The organism is Fuerstiella marisgermanici, from assembly GCF_001983935.1.
Classification (GTDB): domain Bacteria; phylum Planctomycetota; class Planctomycetia; order Planctomycetales; family Planctomycetaceae; genus Fuerstiella; species Fuerstiella marisgermanici.
The window spans coordinates 240657-258540 of the sequence record NZ_CP017641.1; the positions used below are offsets into that span (position 1 = coordinate 240657).

At 56.4% G+C, this 17884-nt stretch carries 13 protein-coding genes and 1 tRNA gene; 6 read left to right on the plus strand and 8 right to left on the minus strand.

From position 1 onward, the window contains the following. Positions 1-2: 2 nt before the first annotated feature. Entirely contained in the window at positions 3-1040 is a 1038-nt protein-coding gene (locus tag Fuma_RS00950) for an ATP-binding protein (protein ID WP_077022481.1), read from the minus strand. A 131-nt stretch (positions 1041-1171) separates the two neighbouring features. On the opposite strand from Fuma_RS00950, the gene Fuma_RS00955 reads away from it, so the two are divergent. Further along, a complete protein-coding gene (locus Fuma_RS00955; RefSeq protein ID WP_145943874.1) occupies positions 1172-2848 on the plus strand; it encodes a hypothetical protein in 1677 nt (558 codons plus the stop codon). Between the two features lie 4 nt (positions 2849-2852). On the opposite strand, the gene truD is transcribed toward Fuma_RS00955, so the two are convergent. Beyond that, a complete protein-coding gene (gene truD / locus Fuma_RS00960) occupies positions 2853-3920 on the minus strand; it encodes a tRNA pseudouridine(13) synthase TruD (RefSeq protein WP_083731709.1) in 1068 nt (355 codons plus the stop codon). Positions 3921-4038: 118 nt separating this feature from the next. Between truD and Fuma_RS00965 the strand changes: the two genes are divergently transcribed. The 3 genes from Fuma_RS00965 (at position 4039) to Fuma_RS00975 (ending at position 5594) form a co-directional block, all read left to right on the plus strand. Continuing rightward, positions 4039-4569 carry a hypothetical protein gene (locus Fuma_RS00965; protein WP_077022483.1) on the plus strand — a complete coding sequence of 177 codons (531 nt, stop codon included), beginning with the start codon at positions 4039-4041 and terminating at the stop codon, positions 4567-4569. A gap of 123 nt (positions 4570-4692) precedes the next feature. Further along, complete coding sequence (locus Fuma_RS00970) at positions 4693-5445, plus strand: HesA/MoeB/ThiF family protein (RefSeq protein ID WP_077022484.1); 753 nt, start codon at positions 4693-4695, stop codon at positions 5443-5445. A gap of 76 nt (positions 5446-5521) precedes the next feature. After that, positions 5522-5594 (plus strand) — tRNA-Thr (locus Fuma_RS00975). A gap of 109 nt (positions 5595-5703) precedes the next feature. Here Fuma_RS00975 and Fuma_RS00980 read toward each other — a convergent pair. The 5 genes from Fuma_RS00980 to Fuma_RS01000 form a co-directional block, all read right to left on the minus strand. Continuing rightward, positions 5704-5943, minus strand: coding sequence for an integrase core domain-containing protein (locus Fuma_RS00980; protein ID WP_145943876.1), 240 nt, complete (start codon positions 5941-5943; stop codon positions 5704-5706). 23 nt (positions 5944-5966) lie between these two features. After that, positions 5967-7271, minus strand: coding sequence for an IS256 family transposase (locus tag Fuma_RS00985; protein WP_077022463.1), 1305 nt, complete (start codon positions 7269-7271; stop codon positions 5967-5969). A gap of 70 nt (positions 7272-7341) precedes the next feature. Further along, a complete protein-coding gene (locus Fuma_RS00990) occupies positions 7342-7998 on the minus strand; it encodes an IS3 family transposase (RefSeq protein ID WP_077022486.1) in 657 nt (218 codons plus the stop codon). Then, positions 7991-8296, minus strand: a complete 306-nt coding sequence (locus Fuma_RS00995; protein ID WP_077022487.1) for a transposase — start codon at positions 8294-8296, stop codon at positions 7991-7993. The genes Fuma_RS00990 and Fuma_RS00995 overlap by 8 nt, the downstream gene beginning before the upstream one ends. Positions 8297-8696: 400 nt before the next feature. Beyond that, on the minus strand, positions 8697-9560 hold the full coding sequence (locus Fuma_RS01000) for an endonuclease/exonuclease/phosphatase family protein (protein ID WP_077022488.1): 864 nt from the start codon (positions 9558-9560) through the stop codon (positions 8697-8699). A 626-nt stretch (positions 9561-10186) separates the two neighbouring features. Between Fuma_RS01000 and Fuma_RS01005 the strand changes: the two genes are divergently transcribed. Both Fuma_RS01005 and Fuma_RS01010 read left to right on the plus strand, forming a co-directional pair. After that, positions 10187-12415: a PSD1 and planctomycete cytochrome C domain-containing protein gene (locus Fuma_RS01005; RefSeq protein ID WP_083731710.1), complete on the plus strand. Its 2229-nt coding sequence runs from the start codon at positions 10187-10189 to the stop codon at positions 12413-12415. Further along, positions 12412-13875: a DUF1501 domain-containing protein gene (locus Fuma_RS01010; protein WP_077022489.1), complete on the plus strand. Its 1464-nt coding sequence runs from the start codon at positions 12412-12414 to the stop codon at positions 13873-13875. Before Fuma_RS01005 ends, Fuma_RS01010 begins: the two co-directional genes overlap by 4 nt. A gap of 140 nt (positions 13876-14015) precedes the next feature. On the opposite strand, the gene Fuma_RS01015 is transcribed toward Fuma_RS01010, so the two are convergent. Continuing rightward, the gene (locus Fuma_RS01015) at positions 14016-17531 is read right to left on the minus strand and encodes a mechanosensitive ion channel domain-containing protein (RefSeq protein ID WP_077022490.1); all 3516 of its coding nucleotides are present in this window, start codon (positions 17529-17531) and stop codon (positions 14016-14018) included. Between the last annotated feature and the right edge of the window lie 353 nt (positions 17532-17884).

Consider the following 17884-nt stretch of genomic DNA (forward strand, 5'->3'; position numbering starts at 1 on the left):
GATCAAAACTCAAGCGCTTCGAGTTCGTCCATCAGTTGGTCCATTTCGTCGCGATCACGTTGCTTGATGCCGACCGACATCCCTACCGCGTTGCGCCCGTCCAGAATCAGTTCCTGATCGCGTTCCTTCACGGCCATATCCAGAGCCGAAGTGCCGTCGTCGCCGCCGAACAGCTTGGATAAGTCGATTTTGATTCCGCCCACTTCGCCGTCGGCCCCTGCAATTGCAGGCGTTTTGTGCTGAGGGAAAATGATTGCGTTTTCCGGACACACTCGACTGCACGCCGGACAACCCTTTTTGCAATTGTCCTGCTCTTCGACAAGGATGCGATCCAGCGCATCCACGCCGTAGACGCCGAAGAGGCAGAAATCGATGCACTCCATGCAGTTGGTGCAGCGGCTATAGTCGATGACGGGATACCAGCGACGGCGAGTGTCTTCAGGCAGCGATTCCTTGTCCGCGGTGTTCGCTGCACCGCTGTCGAATGCTTTTCGAGCCTCCAATTGGCGCTCCGGGTTCAGGTAACGCTGAAGCTGGTCGGCCTTCGGGTTTCCGTTGATGAAACTCATCAGGTCAACGGTTTGAACGCTGTTCTGTCCGACAATCCGGCGAATCTCTTCGATGTAATCCGCCGCATTCGGACGGACTCGCAGGTCCATGCAATAGATGTTTCGATCGGGCACATCGACAGTGCCAATGCCGCGTGGTGCGTGAGTTTCCTCGTCGTCGAGGTCTTCATCTTCGTCGCGTTCGCTGCGAATCAAGCTGATGCCCTCGTGGCCTCGCACGCCCGCTCGGTCCAGCGTCCACTGAGTCGCTCGTTCGTACAGCCAGCCCAGCACCACCAGCGGGCCGGGCACGGATTTCAGGAAGAGCATGCCGGTGTGGTCCGCAGACATGTCGTACAGATGCGGGACCAGCGACGCATCGACGCCTGGTTCGGCGATTAACGCCGTGAGAATGTCTTCTTCCAGCTGCCGCTTGACGGGGTTTCGCCCCTGAGCCTGGCAGATCACCACGGTGATTTTTGTCGCCGCCATCGCTAGATTTCCCTGTGTTCGTCTGATTCGTTGCCGTTTGCGGACCTTAAAACGGCCGAAACTCATGACGCATCATAGCGTTCAAGCGAGCTCACTTCGACGCAAACGCATATTTCCCGATGTGTTCGACGGTGATAGAATCTGCAGTCGGCCTGTTCCTCACCGCTTATCGCTCGCCTCCCAGCCCCACCGCCGAACCTATGCGAATTGCTGTCATCTCACTGATCGCCGTGGCAATCACGGTCGTGTCTGCCGCATCGACTGCTGACGCTCAACGAGCTGGCGTGTCTGAACGGCGACGTGATCAGTACCAGGCATTGCGTCAGGAAGCGCTGAAAAATCTGCGGCACGAGATAACAGAGCTAAGCCAGCAATGCTACGACCAGAAGCTCATTCAGGCGGCCAGTGACCTCACCGAAATTTCGCTGGAACTCACCAATCCCGATCCCAACTGGACTTTACCAGACTTCGTGCAGCTGCCTGTCAGCAATCGATTGCCGGCAGAAGAAAAGGCGTGGCGGACTCGGCTACGCAAAATTCGGGAGGACCGAGCCAAGGAACTGTACAGTTTGGCTCGAAAAGCCCTGCGAGCTGGCCTGCCATCGCTGGCCTATGACATTGTCAACGATGTGCTGCGGCTCAACCCCGACGATACCAACAGTCGGTTGATCATGGGGCAGCGCCAGTTTCACGATCCACTACGAAAAGACGATCCAGCTTACGCTGGCGAATGGGTATCACCATTTGAAGCTCAGCAACGCAGCGGCAGCGAAGCGAAAACTCAACACCCGATCTACGGCTGGATTCCCGTCGGCCACGTCGCGCGTTACGAAGCTGGCGAGCGGCCGTGGCGCGGAAAGTGGATTTCGGCTCAGAAGGAAGCCGAAATTCGACGCGACTTCGAAAACGCGTGGGAAGTCCGCAGCGAGCACTTCGAGGTAAAAACTAACACGAGTCTGGAAGAAGGTGTGGAGATTTCGCGCAAGCTGGAGGTGTTCTATCGCTGGCTGCAATCGCATTTCGCCGGCTTCTTTGATACTCCGGACGCCCTGGAAGAAAAGTTCGAACAGGCCAACGCGCGACGTCGCGGCCAGACTGTGTTCAAGCCAATGAAGGTGCTCTATTTTGCCACTCGCGAAGAATACGATCGCCGGATGCGTGGCAAGATTCCGCCCGGCCAGATCACCAACGGGCTGTACTGGGAACCCGACAGCACTTCTTACTTTTTCCGCAACCCGGAAGACGCGGACCAAAGTACGGTCTTTCACGAAGCGACGCACCAAATTTTGGACCTGGCGACTCGCAGCGACAGAGTTGCTGCGGCGAAAAAACGCCAGCATGTGTTACGACAACCTCGCGCAGAACGCTGGAAGGTGGGTGACAAATCAAACTTTTGGATCATCGAAGGGCTGGCCTCCTATTTCGAATCGTTCGAAGTGAACGAAGGAGTCGCCAGTGTCGGCCGGCCGGACTTTATTCGATTCGTCGGCGCGAGGCAGCGTTACCTTGTGGACAATTTCTTCATCCCGACCCAAACCTTCTGCAGCCTTGGTCAGGAGCACTTCATGTCGCATCCCAACCGAGCTCAGTTCTACACTCAAGCCTCGGGCCTGTGTCACTTCCTGCTGCATCACGACGACGGTATGTACCGTGACGACCTCGTGAAACTGTTGTCAGCCGTCTACCGCCCGGACCTGCGCAACGTGCTGGAACAGCCTTCGCTGGAAAAGATTACTCAGGTACGTTTCAGCACGCTGGATCAGCAGTATCGTGATCACCTTGAAAGCCTGGAAACTGACAGCGAGTGACCGGCTACTGAAGCGCTTCCACCACTTCTGCCAGAAGCACGGTCGCGAAAGACCCCGAAGACAATCCGAAGGTCGCCTGAATCGCTCCGTCTGGCAGCAGCGACGCCGACACGTCTGTCGGGAATTCAACAAAGCCGCGTCGCACGCCGGGCGTCAGCTTCGGATAGCGGCGGAAGTCGTCGTCCGTGATTCCAAGGTCCGCCAACCGATCGACTTCCTGTTGCAGGATGACGCCCGTCGCTGCCACCATTTTGGGCCCTGGCAGTGGCCCCATCGGCACCAGTGCGTCCTCAGCCGTGTCGCCTCGTTCGTCAAACAGAAACGGGCGGATGCCACCTTTTCGACAAACCACATCGCCAGACTTCGGGCTCGTAAACGACTCGTCCTGAACGCGGTCCGCCAGCACCAGATTGAACACGGCCGACTGAACCGCAGAAGCGACAAGGCGTTTCATCCGTCGACGTTGTTGCGGTTTCCAACGAGGTGCCGACTCGCTGTCCTGCAGCACCGCAATTCCGTCACGTACCGAATTGCCGTCGAAACCAAATCGTTGTGGGCCGAAGTAGTTCGGAAAGCCAGTCGTCGCCAACCCCGTCAGCCGCTGCCGCACTTCATCGGCCTGCGATTCTGTAAAGCACTCTCCGGCAGGATCACGCAGTACGATGCGAAATCGGTTTCCCTGAAGGTGCCCGGTGCGTAATTTGTTTCCGTGAGCCGAAAGCGACAGGATTCTGATCTGGCTATCCGAAAAATCACTCAGCCGTGCTTCGCAGCTTCGTGGTAAGGAAACGAACTGCCGAGTCACCGCTCGGCGATCCTTTTGCCCGGCAACGCCGATGTCGCGCGCCGAGACTTTTAGTTGTCGGGCGAGTCGGGAAATCAATTCTCCGCCGGAGACATCCGTCTTTTCCACCCACAGATACAGATGTTCGCCGGTGCCATCCGGTAGATAGGTTGGAATTTCATCCACCTGAAAATCGTCCGGCGTCATACGAATACGCGCCACCTTCAGCACGGGCGCGTTGGCCGCTGGAGGACGAATAATACGCGGCAGCAGAGTTTCAAATTCCATTTCGGTACGTTAACAGTTGCCTAACCGTTCGCAACTTTGGCGGTCGCCAGCTAAACTCAGTTAACACAAGATTGACCTCAGCACCGCTTTTTGACTGCCGAAGAATCAGCAGGATTTCATGTTTGACGAATTTGATCGTGAGATGCATTTCCGAAGGTTGTGGGAATCCGTCCGCATCGAGCGACGGGTTCCGTATTCGCTGTTCACATTCGGCGATTCCGACCTTCCTTATTACCTTGTGACTCTTCAAAAGGAAGACGGCGAAACGGTACGAATTCGGCAGGGCCAGATTACGATCAGTCGGGCGAAAATTATCACCCCGGACAGCATGCGGCCCGAATTTCGTGACTTCTTCGAAGAGAACGAAGACGCCGGCATGGCGGACTTTCTGATGGCTCGGTCCGCCGCGTTCTCTAATCTCAAACTGAACAACAAACGCGGTTCTGAAGAAATCGTGACGGACACAGTCGAAGAAGCAGTTGATCGACTCAATCGTCGGCTGGATGTCGAAGAAGAAGACCGAGTTGCCATCTTGTCGGCCCCGCCCAGCATGGCGGGTGTCGCTTTGTTGAAGTACGCTTCCGAACGTATTATGGAAAGCGCCCCGGACAACTTAAACGAACTTCGCGATCGCGGTTTCCTGCCTTAGCGATGACTCATCGCTAAGGCAGAAGTTGAGTCGCTGCTGGTAAACAGTCCTGCTGGACGTTCAGTGAAGATTGTCGCCCGGCAAGTGACCCCGATGACCGCCCGACGACCAAAGACACACAACATGACGAGTCCACTACCGCAACTGACCGATGCTGAGAAAGCACGCTACGAATGGCAAATGTGGACGCCGGACGTCGGTGAGGAAGGCCAGCGAAAACTGAAGGCCGCCAGTGTGCTGGTATCGCGGCTGGGCGGGGTCGGCGGCACCGTTGCATACTACCTGGCCGCCGCCGGAATCGGCAAATTGGTTCTGGCTCACGCAGGCAACGTTAAACCCAGCGACCTGAATCGCCAGCTATTGATGACTACTGAATGGCTCGGCCAGCCGCGAGTCGAATCTGCCGAGCGCCGATTGAAGGAACTGAACCCCAATATCGAAATTCACACGACGGCCGAAAATCTGTCCGATGAGAACGCCGCTTCGCTGGTAGGTGAGGTGGACATCGTGGTCGATGGAGCTCCCTTATTTGCGGAACGCCACGCGATGAACAAGGCGGCCGTGAAGCAGAAGAAGCCGCTGGTCGAATGTGCGATGTACGATTTGGACGCTCAATTAACCACGATCATCCCCGGCCAGACGCCATGCCTTGCGTGCATCTATCCGGAACAGCCCCCTGACTGGAAGCGTGAGTTCCCCGTGTTCGGCGCGGTCTCCGGCATGATCGCATCGATGGCGGCCGTTGAGGTCATTAAGCTGGTCACAGGCATCGGCACGCCATTGACAGGCCAGATGCTGTGGGCAAATCTCCGCACCATGGAATTCCGCAAACTACCGCTCACCAAACGGCCCGATTGTCCGGTTTGTGGAGTCTGAGCCCGAACCCAACAGCGGAGTATTGCGTCAAGTTCTGGTGTTGGTTACCTTACGCCGCATCGGGCGTTCCTCCCGCGCCGCCGTAGCTCAGTTGGCAGAGCGATGCTTTCGTAAAGCATAGGTCGTGAGTTCGAATCTCACCGGTGGCTTCGTGTTTTTATTGACGTGCCATGTGTCCCGATCGGGAGCCGTCACTCAACACGCTCCCTGAAGTGGACCCCATTTATTGGACCACGGGCGAGCGATTCTTAGAGAGAGTCAAAGTGGCTTTGAGCGTTTGGGACGGTAGACGGCCCATGGTGTTTGGCGGTCGAGCGACTGATGACGGCGCTGGTGTCCGTAGTAGTCGAAGTAACTCGTCAGCCCGTTTCTACAATCGGCTCCGGTTGCGTACTCCTTGAGATAGACCTCTTCGTATTTCACGGTTCGCCACAGCCGTTCGATCATCACGTTGTCTATCGCGCGGCCCTTGCCGTCCATACTGAGAGCAATTGTCAAATGTTGTGTTTTGGGTTTTTGATTTAGGCGGCGATATCATCCTGCATGATTCCGTCTTTGAAGGAACGTCCTTCGATGACGAGTGTGATCTTTTCGTGGCAGTTGAGTCGTCTCCATTTCTTCGATGCTGACTGAGCCAGCTTGAACATCATCGCTAAGCTCGCCCGTCTTGTTCCGCTGCCTTTGGTCTTGCGGTGACGAAGGCGGATCGTCGCGAAGGTGGATTCGATCGGGTTGGTTGTCCGCAAGTGGCTCCAGTGTTCGGCCGGGAAATCGTAGAACGTCAGCAGCTCGTCGCGGTCCTTCTTCAGGCAATCGCAAGCCGCTGCATACTTCGCACCGTACTTTTCAATGAATTTATCGAACGCTTTGTTCGCATCGTCCTTCGTTTCTGCCTGCCAGATTTCGTGCAGGTCGCCTTTCGCTTTGGGTTGAACGCTCTTAGGCATCTTGTTGAGAACATTGGCCGTCTTGTGAACCCAACAGCGTTGTTCACGAGTCTCGGGGAATACTTTGCGGATCGCGGCCCAGAAGCCAAGCGCACCATCGCCAACGGCAACCTTCGGTGACAATTGCAGGCCACGTTGCTTCAAGTCGACCAGTAACTCGCACCAGCTCTGCTCGCTCTCGCGGTAACCGTCCAGCACCGCGATCAATTCTTTCTGGCCTTCCGGCGTAGCCCCCATCAGCACCAGCAAACACTGCTTTTTATTGGCGTCATCCTCCAGTCGGACCTTCGCGTGAATGCCGTCGGCCCAGATGTAAACGTACTGCTTGTTCGATAGATCCCGCTTGCTCCAGTCATCGTATTCGCTGCACCACTGATCCTTGAGCCGGCAAACCACGTTGGGACTCAGCCCGGCGGCCCGCTCGCCGACGAGCGACTGCAACGCCTCGTTGAAGTCACCCGTGGAAATTCCTTTGAGGTAAAGCCAGGGGATGAGTTCTTCAATGGCCTTCGTTTTTCGCAGATAGCTCGGAAGCACGCTTGGCGAGAAAGCCACCCGTTTTTCGCGATCAGGATCGTTGTCGCGGACACGCCCCTGAGTGACCGGAATCGCTCCGGCACCGGTGAGGATGTCCCGCTCCGGAAGGCTTCCGTTCTTGACGACCAGTCGCCGGCCGTGCTCGTCAGTCCGATCCGCATGCATGGCGACGAACGCATCCACCTCGGCATCGACTGCGGTTTGTAGCATCCGCCTGGCTCCCTCACGGACAATCTCGTCGAGCGGACTTCGCTCGTCGAACTGAGCCCGAAAGGAAATCACTTCGGGATCGAGCGCTTGACCCACTGGCACTTTGGTTCGGTCTGTTTTAGTCTTGCTCATAGCGTATTCCTTTGCCCACTTCGGGCCGTTGGAGAGGAGAAGTTCCAACAGGATGCGCCACCTTTCTCATTCACTCAAGAACACAACTTTCGACAATAACTCCCATACTGATCGCGACGTCCTGTGACTTCAAAGCGCCGGTGAACTCACGGCTTGTAAACTGTGAACCCTGATCGGTATTAAAGATTTCTGGTCTGCCGAATGACGAAAACGCGTTTTCCAAAGCATCCATGCAGAAGTCAACATCCATGCTGTTGGACAGGCGCCACGAAAGAACGTAGCGGCTGTACCAGTCCATCACGGCAACCAGATACAGAAAACCCAACCGCATGGGAATGTACGTAATGTCACAACACCAAACGTGATTTGGACGATTGATTTCAAGGCCACGCAACAAATACGGAAAGACCTGATGACCTTCCATTCGCAGCGTCGTTCGACGTTTGGGGGAGATACCTTCGATGCCCATTTTTCGCATTAAACGTTGGATTCGCTTGCGATTCACCGTCATGCCCTGATCTTCAAAGAAGTCCACCATCTGCCGCGAACCACGATGCGGACGCTTCAAATGTTCTTCGTCCATCAGCCGCATCAGTCTAAGGTTCTCCCCGCTTTCCGGAACAGGTTCGTAGTACACATTGTTGCGATGAAGACCGAGAAGACGACACTGCTCACGAATACTCAGTTGCCGATGATCGAAGTCAATCCACGACCTTGCTTCACTCACTGACTTCGGCCACTTTTTTTTTAAGCCACTCCAGCTGCACTTTGAGACGACCAATCTGCTCGTACAGCTCGGCTGTCTGTGGTTCGTCGGTGACCGCCGGTTTGGTCTTCTTCGTGCCACTGCCAGTCTCGAAGACGCCTTCGGCTCCATCCAGAAGTTGCTTCTTCCAAAGGTTGATCTGAGTCGCATGCAACTTATGCTTCAACGTCAGCTCACTGATCGTTCGATGCCCCTTGATGGCCTCTAACGCTACTTTCGCCTTAAACGGTGCACTGAAGATTCGACGCTTCCGAGACATGCTCACAGCTCCTGAAAAATCCGGTTCGTTGAACTCACCGTTTTAACACTCAGTGCCGTTTTCTCTATCTAACCCCGTGGTCCAAATATTGGGGTCCACTTCACCCGGCTGGTCTCGACACTAGCAGAAAACCGTGGCCTCCAATTCGCTGATGATCGTTCCAGCGTAAGCCGTCTCGCCATCGACGTGAGGCCGGTCCTTGTCATTCACTGTCGCTCACAGAGCAATCTCGCAGCTCGCGGTTTTTGCACGGCATCCTTAGGCAATGCCGTTGCATGAATATTGCTAGCTGCCGGAACTGCGCTTCGCTTGGTCCGGCCTACGTTGCTACATCAATGGGGAGATGTGACGGAAATGTGCGGCACGGTTTGATGGTCAATAGTGGTGCCCAGTGGGACCTCTATTCCGTTCGGTGGAAGACGGCTAATTGTGGTAGATGGTCGCTTAGTGCGAAGGATTCTTCGTCGTCAACATTTAGCCTGAACGCTCCCTCGAACAATGGCTTTGATTCCACGACTTGGTTTGCAATCGGGCCTGCGGCCATGACGAAATCGATTCGTCGTTTTGGGATGTCTGACTTGAACGTGAGGCCATCGCCTTTGCCGATCTTGGCGAACGTGTCTACCCAACCAGCATCGATCCAAAGTTTGTATTCGTCACTGTCTGGGCCGTGGTTGAGGTCGCCGATAACTAGCATGGGTTTTCCAGCATCGAAATCCGGCTTCATCGATTCGATCATTGCTTGAATCTCTTTCAACCGAATCGTGGGGTCAGCGGTTGGGTATAGATGGGCCGAATGTACGATCAGAGGCTCGCCGTCTGGCGACTTGATGACCGCTCGACCCCAGTGTCGGGTGAACAATTCTTTCGGTCTCCCACCCTTCATTGGGGCATTCTGAGACTCGGTGATCTCGAATTTGCTCAACAGTGTTCCTGGCCAGTTGCCGCCGCTTGGAAAACGAACATGGTTCATTCCCATGAGTTTCGCAACCTCTTTGGTCAGTTCCTCCGATGGTGATTCTGAGAAGTTGATAATGTCCGGTTCATGCAGAGCCAGCTCCATTGCCAGTCGTTTCGCCATCTGACCTTTGGCGACCGCCCGTTTCGCACCTGCCCGGTTTTTCGGCCAGCCTGTGCATTTGTAAATATTGTAGGCAATGACTCGCAGAGGCCTGGACTTCGGATCTTCAGCGAACAAAGTAGAATTCGCCAGAGCCAGACTGGTTCCGAGTGTTCCGCAGAAGTGTCTACGTGAAATGGTCATGATTTCTCCGTATGGGGACATGCTGGCACGCTACGTCCAATTGCGTCAGTTCAAGAATTGCCGCTGCGCATTCTACATACCGAGCAGTAGCACGCGACCATTCGTGCTAAGAACCCCTAACAACACCTGTGTGAGCCGCGACGTTTGTTGTTTCGTTTCAGGCAAGAAGTGAGAAGGAGGCGACAAATGTCGTCGACGACGAACACCGCCGCCTGAGGCGGAACCACAAGCGGCCCGGAGGGTTGCGACGAAAGTAGCCGATCTGCGGCGTCAGCGCTCCTCGACGACATCTGTCGCCTCGTCACTTTTCCTTGCATCTCGACCACTGTCGTCACAACGCGGCCACACAGCTTTTGTTAGGGGTTCTTAACAATTTCGGAACCCCATTTCTGACGCGCCCCGATTGAGCCGATGTGCTCAACGGCGGCACGTGAATGGATCGCAGTTGGCCGAATGAAGGAGCGAAGGCACGCCGCTTTGGCATCAGCGCGTCGCATGCAGATTGACTGGCCGCCGGAACTGCGTTTTGCCTGGTCCGGCCTGTGAGAACTCTTTGCTGGCTTCTGGGTCGCTGCGGGGCTGGTGTGTGCTGGCGACGGGGCCTTGCGGCTGGGTATAATTAGAGTATGAAGATTCCTAACTATGCCACAATTCTGTTGCTTTTGGCGGTTGCGTTTCCGGCTTGCGGCTATGCGGACGAACCGCTGCGATTTAGCCGCGACGTGTTGCCGATATTGGCAGACCGTTGCTTTCATTGTCACGGGCCGGACGCTCAGACACGGCAAGCTGATTTGCGCCTGGATGAACGAAAATCGGCCGTCGACGAAGTTGGGGCGATCGTACCGAAGAGCCCCGAAGACAGTGAACTGATCGCTCGAGTCACCACCACCGATCCTGACCTGCTGATGCCGCCGCCGGATTCTCATCGCGAACCGCTGAAGCCTTCGGAAGTCGCTATCCTGAAACGCTGGATCGCTGAGGGAGCCGTGTGGGGGCAGCACTGGGCGTTTGAGAAACCGATCCGGCCGAAGCTGGGCGATCACAACCTTCATCCCATCGACGCCTTTGTCACTCGACGGTTGAAGGAAGCCGGGCTGCAACCTTCGCCGATGGCTGATAAACGAACGTTGATTCGTCGCGTCACGCTGGATCTGATCGGGCTGCCGCCTACTGTCGACGAATTGAATTCGTTCCTCGCGGACGAATCTCCTGACGCCTACGAACAGCTTGTCGATCGGCTGTTGGATTCACCTCACTACGGCGAACGTATGGCGTGTCCGTGGTTGGATGCCGCAAGGTATGCGGACACCAGCGGTTTTCAGGGAGACCCGGAACGATCGATGTGGCCGTGGCGGGACTGGGTGGTGAAGGCGCTCAACGACAACATGCCTTTCGACGACTTTACAATCGAACAGTTGGCGGGCGATCTTCTGGATGATCCAACGCCCGAACAGCGTCTGGCAACCGGGTTCAATCGCAACCACATGCACAACGGCGAAGGCGGTCGTATTGCAGAAGAAACGCGTGTCGAAAATGTGTTCGACCGTGCGGAAACGACGGGGACCGTTTGGCTGGGACTCACGCTGCAGTGTGCGCGGTGTCACGATCATAAGTTCGATCCCACGTCGAACGACGACTACTTTGCCTTCTATGACTTCTTCAACCAGACGACGGAATCCGGACGCGGTGCCGGCGGTCGAGCGGTGCCGCCATCCATTGACTATGTGTTGCAACCGGATCAATGGCCATCCATCAAGGAGCCGACCACCGTTAAGGTGATGGTCATGGATACGGTGGACAAACCTCGCGACACGCTGGTCCTGGTCAAAGGTGTTTACAACAACGCGACCGATCGCAAAATCGTGGCGGACGTGCCTGGCATGTTGCCGCCGCTGCCGAAAGCTGATAGCGACCGCCGCTATAACCGCCTGGATCTGGCTCGCTGGATCGTGTCGCCCGACAATCCGCTGACTGCACGAGTCACCGTCAATCGCTATTGGCAAACTTTCTTCGGTCGAGGCATCGTCACCACTCCGTCGGACTTCGGGCTGCAGGGAGCTCAGCCAACGCATCCGGATCTGTTGGACTGGCTGGCCGTGGAGTTTGTGGAATCTGACTGGGACGTCAAACACATTCATCGGCTGATCGTGACCAGCCAGACCTACAAGCAGTCTGCGAAAGTCACGCCTGAATTGCTGGAACGCGATCCTCAGAACGAACTGATGTCGCGATCGCCGCGGTTCCGTATGCCATCGTGGATGATTCGCGATCACGCGCTCGCCACCAGTGGTCTTCTGATCCATGAATTCGGCGGACCTCCGGTTAAGTCGTACCAGCCGTCCGGCATTTGGGCAGAAGCCACGTTTGGCAAGATCAAGTATCAGGTCGGTACCGGCGGGCAGCTTTATCGACGTTCGCTGTATTCCTTCTGGCGGCGTATCGTCGGGCCTACGATTTTCTTTGATTCAGCCAAACGCCAGACGTGCGAAGTCCAGCCGAACCTGACCAACACGCCACTGCACGCATTAACAACACTTAACGACGTCACTTACATCGAAGCCGCTCGAGTGATGGCGGAGAAGCTGCTGCTGGAATACAAATCACATGCAGATCGGGTTGCGGCCGCGTTCGAAATTCTAACCAGTCGCGAAGCTGCTCCGGAAGAACTCACACTGCTGACCGAACGTTTACGAACAACGATCGCGCAGTACCAGACGCACCCAAAGCAGGCGGCTCAGTTGTTGAAGATTGGACAGTTGCCGAAAAACGAAACGCTCGATCCCGCAGAACACGCGGCACTGACGACGCTGCTGAACACAATGATGAACCTTGATGAGGTTTTGGTGAAACCATGAATCCCGTTCACGAACTTTCGCAGGTCTTAACACGACGCCAGTTACTTGGCCAATCCGGCCTGGGACTCGGCGCGGCGGCACTCAGCACGTTAATGCCGGGAATGTCTGGCAGTAATCAGGCACTCGCCCTGACCCCGGACCCGTCCGCGCCGCTGTTGCCGCACTTTGCACCCAAAGCGAAGCGAGTCATCTATTTGTTTCAAAACGGCGGCCCGTCTCATGTTGACCTGTTCGACTACAAGCCAAAGTTGACGGAACTGGCAGGCCAGGGGCTACCTGCTGAACTGACCGACGGAAAACGCTTCAGCACAATGACGGCGTCACAGGAGAAAGCGTTTGCTCCGGAAATCACGCGGTTTGCTCAGCACGGAGACTGCGGAAAATGGATTGCCGCCAACTTTTTGCCGCACACAGCAGCGATTGTCGACGACTTGTGTTTCGTGCAGTCAATGCGGACCACTCAGGTCAACCACGCGCCTGCGATCACGTACTTCCTGACGGGATCAGAACTGCCCGGCAAGCCCAGCATGGGAGCGTGGCTGACCTACGGACTTGGGAGCGACGCCGACAACCTGCCGGCGTTCACCGTGATGACCAGTCGTGACAGGCAGGCGTCCTGCGGTCAGATTTTTTACGACTTCTATTGGGGCAACGGTTTTCTGCCCAGCAAATATCAAGGCGTCAAGTTTCGTGGTTCGGGCGACCCGGTCTTGTACTTGTCGAATCCCTCCGGCATCACTCGCGCGACGCGACGGCAACAGCTTGACGACCTTGCGACGCTAAACCACATCAATATGCAGCGGCTGGGTGATCCGGAAATTGCAGCCCGCGTCGCTCAATATGAAATGGCGTATCGCATGCAGGCATCGGTGCCGGAACTCACCGATCTGGCCAGCGAACCCAGGCACGTGTTGGACATGTACGGTCCACAGGTGCAGGAAAAAGGGAGCTTCGCTTACAACTGCCTGATGGCTCGCCGACTGGCCGAACGCGGCTGTCGCTTCATTCAGCTGATGCATGCCGGATGGGATCAGCACACGAACCTGGACACACAGTTGAAGATTCAGTGTACGGATACCGACGCGCCTTCCGCAGCGCTTGTGAAAGATCTGCAGCAGCGAGGTTTGCTGGAAGACACTCTGGTGATCTGGGGCGGCGAATTCGGACGCACGCCGTTTCAGCAAAACCGCCCCAATTCGCCGCGCGGACGGGACCATCATCCGTATGCGTTTTCGGTTTGGATGGCGGGCGGCGGCATGAAGCCCGGATACACTTACGGCGCGTCTGATGACTTTGGGTTTAACGCCACGGAAAACCCGGTTGAAGTCCATGACCTTCAAGCCACAATTCTTCACCAGCTAGGCATCAATCACGACGTGTTCACCAAACGATTTCAGGGCCTGGATCAGAGACTCACCGGCGTCGAAGAAGCTCATGTCGTTACAGACATCATTGCCTGAACGGATTCAGGTTCGGTTCAGTTCCACTCGAAGGCTGATGACGGGAACGCACCGATCTTCCGACGACCACGCCAGTGATCAGCGTTGTGCCCCGTCCAACGATGCGTCTAAATCGCGCCGCCCTCAGCCTGCCCGTCTCATCAACTGGACTGGCTGTCCCCGGAACGACTCTCCGGAACAAGCCGTTCCGGCACGCTTCGCACATGCAGGTCTCGCTGTGGAAAGGCGATCTCAATATTGTGTTCGCGGAACAAGTCATCAATGGCCAGATTCAGGTCATGAGGGATGTTGCGGTACATCTGCGGCGACGACACAAAACAGCGTAGATCGAAATCCAGCGTGCTGTCGCCGAAGGAACGAAAGATGACTCGCGGCGCCGGTTCGTCCAGCACGTTGGGGTTGTCGTCCGCCACTTTGTACAGAAGTTCTGTTGCCAGCCGCGTGTCTGATCCGTATGCGATTCCAACGGTCGCGACGACCCGCAATACCGAATCGGATAGCGTCCAATTGATGAGCTGCCCCGTCACAAATTCGCGATTTGGCACCACTAGCTCCTTCCGGTCCCAGTCCACAATAGTGGTGGCTCGAATGCGAATTCGGGTGACCGTGCCTGTGACGTCGCCGACGGTCACCGTGTCGCCAATGCGAATCGGTCGTTCAAACAGCAGAATCAATCCGGATACAAAGTTTGCGAAGATTTCCTGCAGGCCGAAGCCCAGGCCGACCGTCATCGCCGCCACCAGCCATTGAATGTTGGACCAGCCCAAACCGATCAGCCGAAAACTGAATGCCACACCAATGACGGTGATGGCGTAGCGCACGACCGTGCTGGTGGCGTACCGCGTTCCGGAATCCAGCGGCAGCCGCTGCAGGATCGAAAATTCCAGCAGGCCGGGAATGTTCGATGCAGAAAACAGCGTCAGCGCTAGTAGGGCGATCGCCATGGATATTTCCCGCATCGTGATTACAGGATACGTTTCGACGCCGTCGACGACTTCCTGAGGAATGCTGCTGTCCCACAGTTCGAATCGTGACAGGATTCCGATCGCCGGCATCACGTCACTCCAGATGACAATTAACCCGACAATCACTGCACTTGTGAACACGACGCTTAGAAGTTTGCCCAGCCGTACGTTGCTGTCAGACAGGGTTTCCACTTCTTCTTCCAGAGCCGGAAGTTCAACGTCTTCATCTTCGCCCGCCGCATTTTCGGCTTCCTGCAGCAAAGCCGCTCGACGCTCCCGCGCCTGCTTCATGGCCAGGCCTCGGTAGGTGACCAATTGCCATCGTTTTAGCAACGCCGCCAGCAGCACGACGGCGACCAGCAGCCCACCGCTTTGTACCATTTTGATGGCAAGCTGCCGGGCCGTGTACAAATACCCGGCGGCCGCCATGACGACCAAAACCAGCGGCAAGCCGACTCCCAGGGCGTACCAGGCAATCCGCGTTTTGCTAACCCAACCCTGAAGCGTCGTGGCGGACGCCTCATCGATGAAGGGGCTGTGCGAGCGAAAGATTCTGTGCTGGGCGAAGGCAAGAGTAACCAGTGAGGCCATCAGAGCGAGTCGGCCGACGGAACTGCGGTACAAGTCGTCGCCGCTACGGTCCATTAGTACGAAGAGTGCCGCCAGGGGGACGCCGATGAAAATCAGAAGGCGGATTGACATGCGCACGGTGTTGACGCTGCGTGGAGGCCATCCGAAATGAGCGATTCCAAGTCCGTGCGGACGGCACACGTGTCGCAGCGAATCCAGTACAAAGGTCAGCGCGGCGGACGACTGAAAGGCTGTTCCCAGCGCGGCTTCGAAGGCTGTGCGACTGCCGCTTGCCAGTCGCCAGCCGATGAACCATAGAATTCCAGGCCAGACGAAGGCCACCAGCGCGGTTAACCAGATTGCGACAAAACTTGGCCGCATCGTCGTGGTGTATTTTCGTTGAGCCGCGTGGCCGCAGTCCCGAATCCTGGTCACAAACTTTTGGCGACTGACTAACAGGGCGATTCCCGCCAGCACTGCCAGCAACCATAGCTGGGGGCGACCGAAGGCATCGTTCAGCAGCAGCTGCCCGGATTCGGCCAGCTCGTTCTTAAGACGTGTTAACGCGACGGGAAGTTGCCGTGCGAAGGCCGTGTTAACGGGTGTGGTGCTGCGAACCCACAGGACGTGTTCCGCAATGTAGTCGGCCTGAATGACGGTTTGATCCAACAGCGTGCGCTGGTTCGCGTCGAGCGTGGCGAGGCGGTCGAGATAGCTGCTGAGATCGCTGATGACACCGTCCAGCAATCGCCCCTTCATCTGCAGCAGCTTACGGAATTCATCACGCAGTTCGCGGCGTTCGTTTTCAGAAGTGCCGTTTACTTCGCGACTGGCGTATCTTTCGGCCAGGTCTTCCACATCAGAAACTTCTGACCGCTGGTTTTGATACTCAATGCGATCAATGTGGACATCGGAAATCAGAACCTGTCGATCGGCTATGTCGGTCGACAGGTTTCTCTGATTCGGCAGACTCGAATTCAGCTTTTGCAGCAGCACACCCACGGAATTCGTTAGCCCCGCCACTTCCGTACGAGCTGTGATCTTGTCGAATTCAGTGCTCAGCCGCTCCGTTTGCTTTTCCAATTGCGTAATTTGACGGCTGGCAGTGGCGATGTCGCGTGTTAGCGAAGTTCGCACGGCGACCAGGTTGTCAGCGAGTTCGCGGACTTCCTTCGCAATCGGTAGCGCAGCTGGTGACGCCCGGCCAACCAGTTCGGTCGCCTGCTGCAGATTTGATTCCGCTTCCGACATCCTTTGTTCGTTGACGTGTTCCTGCCACGCGGTGACTGTTCTTCGAGCCACCGCGACGCGTCGTGCTGCGAGGCTTCGTTTAGCGGCCAGCAGTGCAGACGTGGCGTCGTAGATCGGTAGCTCACGTTCCAGAAAGTTAATTCGAGCGGTCAGCATTTGCCGACGGGTCGCCAGCAGCGTCTGATTGGCCGCACGCAATTGAGGATGCAAACCATCGTTGGCGGGATCATCCGCCTTTTCTGCTTTCAGAGTTTCCAAAGCCATTTTGGCGGCCGTTAGCTCCGCAGGAGATTCGGTGCGGCGTTTCGTCCGGTGAATGTCTTCCTGTTCAAACTTCTGTTTGTCGGCTTCGGCCTGCCGCAGTTGTTCTTCCGCCTGTTGAAGCTGCTGCTGAACGGTGGCCAGGTCGGCGGATTCCGATGGTTCGGCAACTTCCGGCGTCGGTGCTTCCAGCTCAGCACGCGTTTCTGCCAAACGGGTGCTTACATTTTCGGTGGATTCCTGAAGGCTGGCCGTTTTGTCCAGCCATGTTTGTTGCTGCTGCAGCGAAGCGATGGATGTGTCCAGCACTTCAATCACGTCGGCACGCAGCGCATCGTCCAGCGAACCATCTTCTTCGACCGCTTTTCGCCGCGCCTGCAAAGATGCGACTGTCAGAGCAGCGTCCGAGCTAACTGTGGCCGGGGCGGAACTTGGGGGCTGAGTCAATTCCTGAGCTGCCGCCATGCCGCAGGCGGACACCAGCAACAGGCAGGCAACGACCACCGTCGACACCTTCGTAAACGCCGGTAAGAACCGACGGCCAGCGCCGCGTCGGCTGCGGCCCAGCATAGAAAAGCGCGCCGCAGGGATGTGGTTGATCGCATCCATTCAGAAGTTGTTCCGTACTTAGATTCTGGATTTCCGGGCGAAAATCGCCGGAAAGTCGGTTCGCACCACCGCAGACACCGTTTTTTCGACGTGACAGGTCTTTCTGTGCCTCCCGCCGTGGTAGGGAGGGCGTCCTAATAAGTCGGTCCAGCCCGCCAGGAGTTTACCTGACCCCAACAACCGGAATAGCTTCACTAAGGGTTTGCCTCACCTTCGGCCGCCCACCTTACCCGACCAGCACACCTTATTCATTTGCGGTGTAGGTTTCCATAACGGATCGCTGCGCCCCCGATATGCGCCGCAAACTGACGCCTGCAACTTTCAGAACTCGCATCACAGATATCTGGTCACCC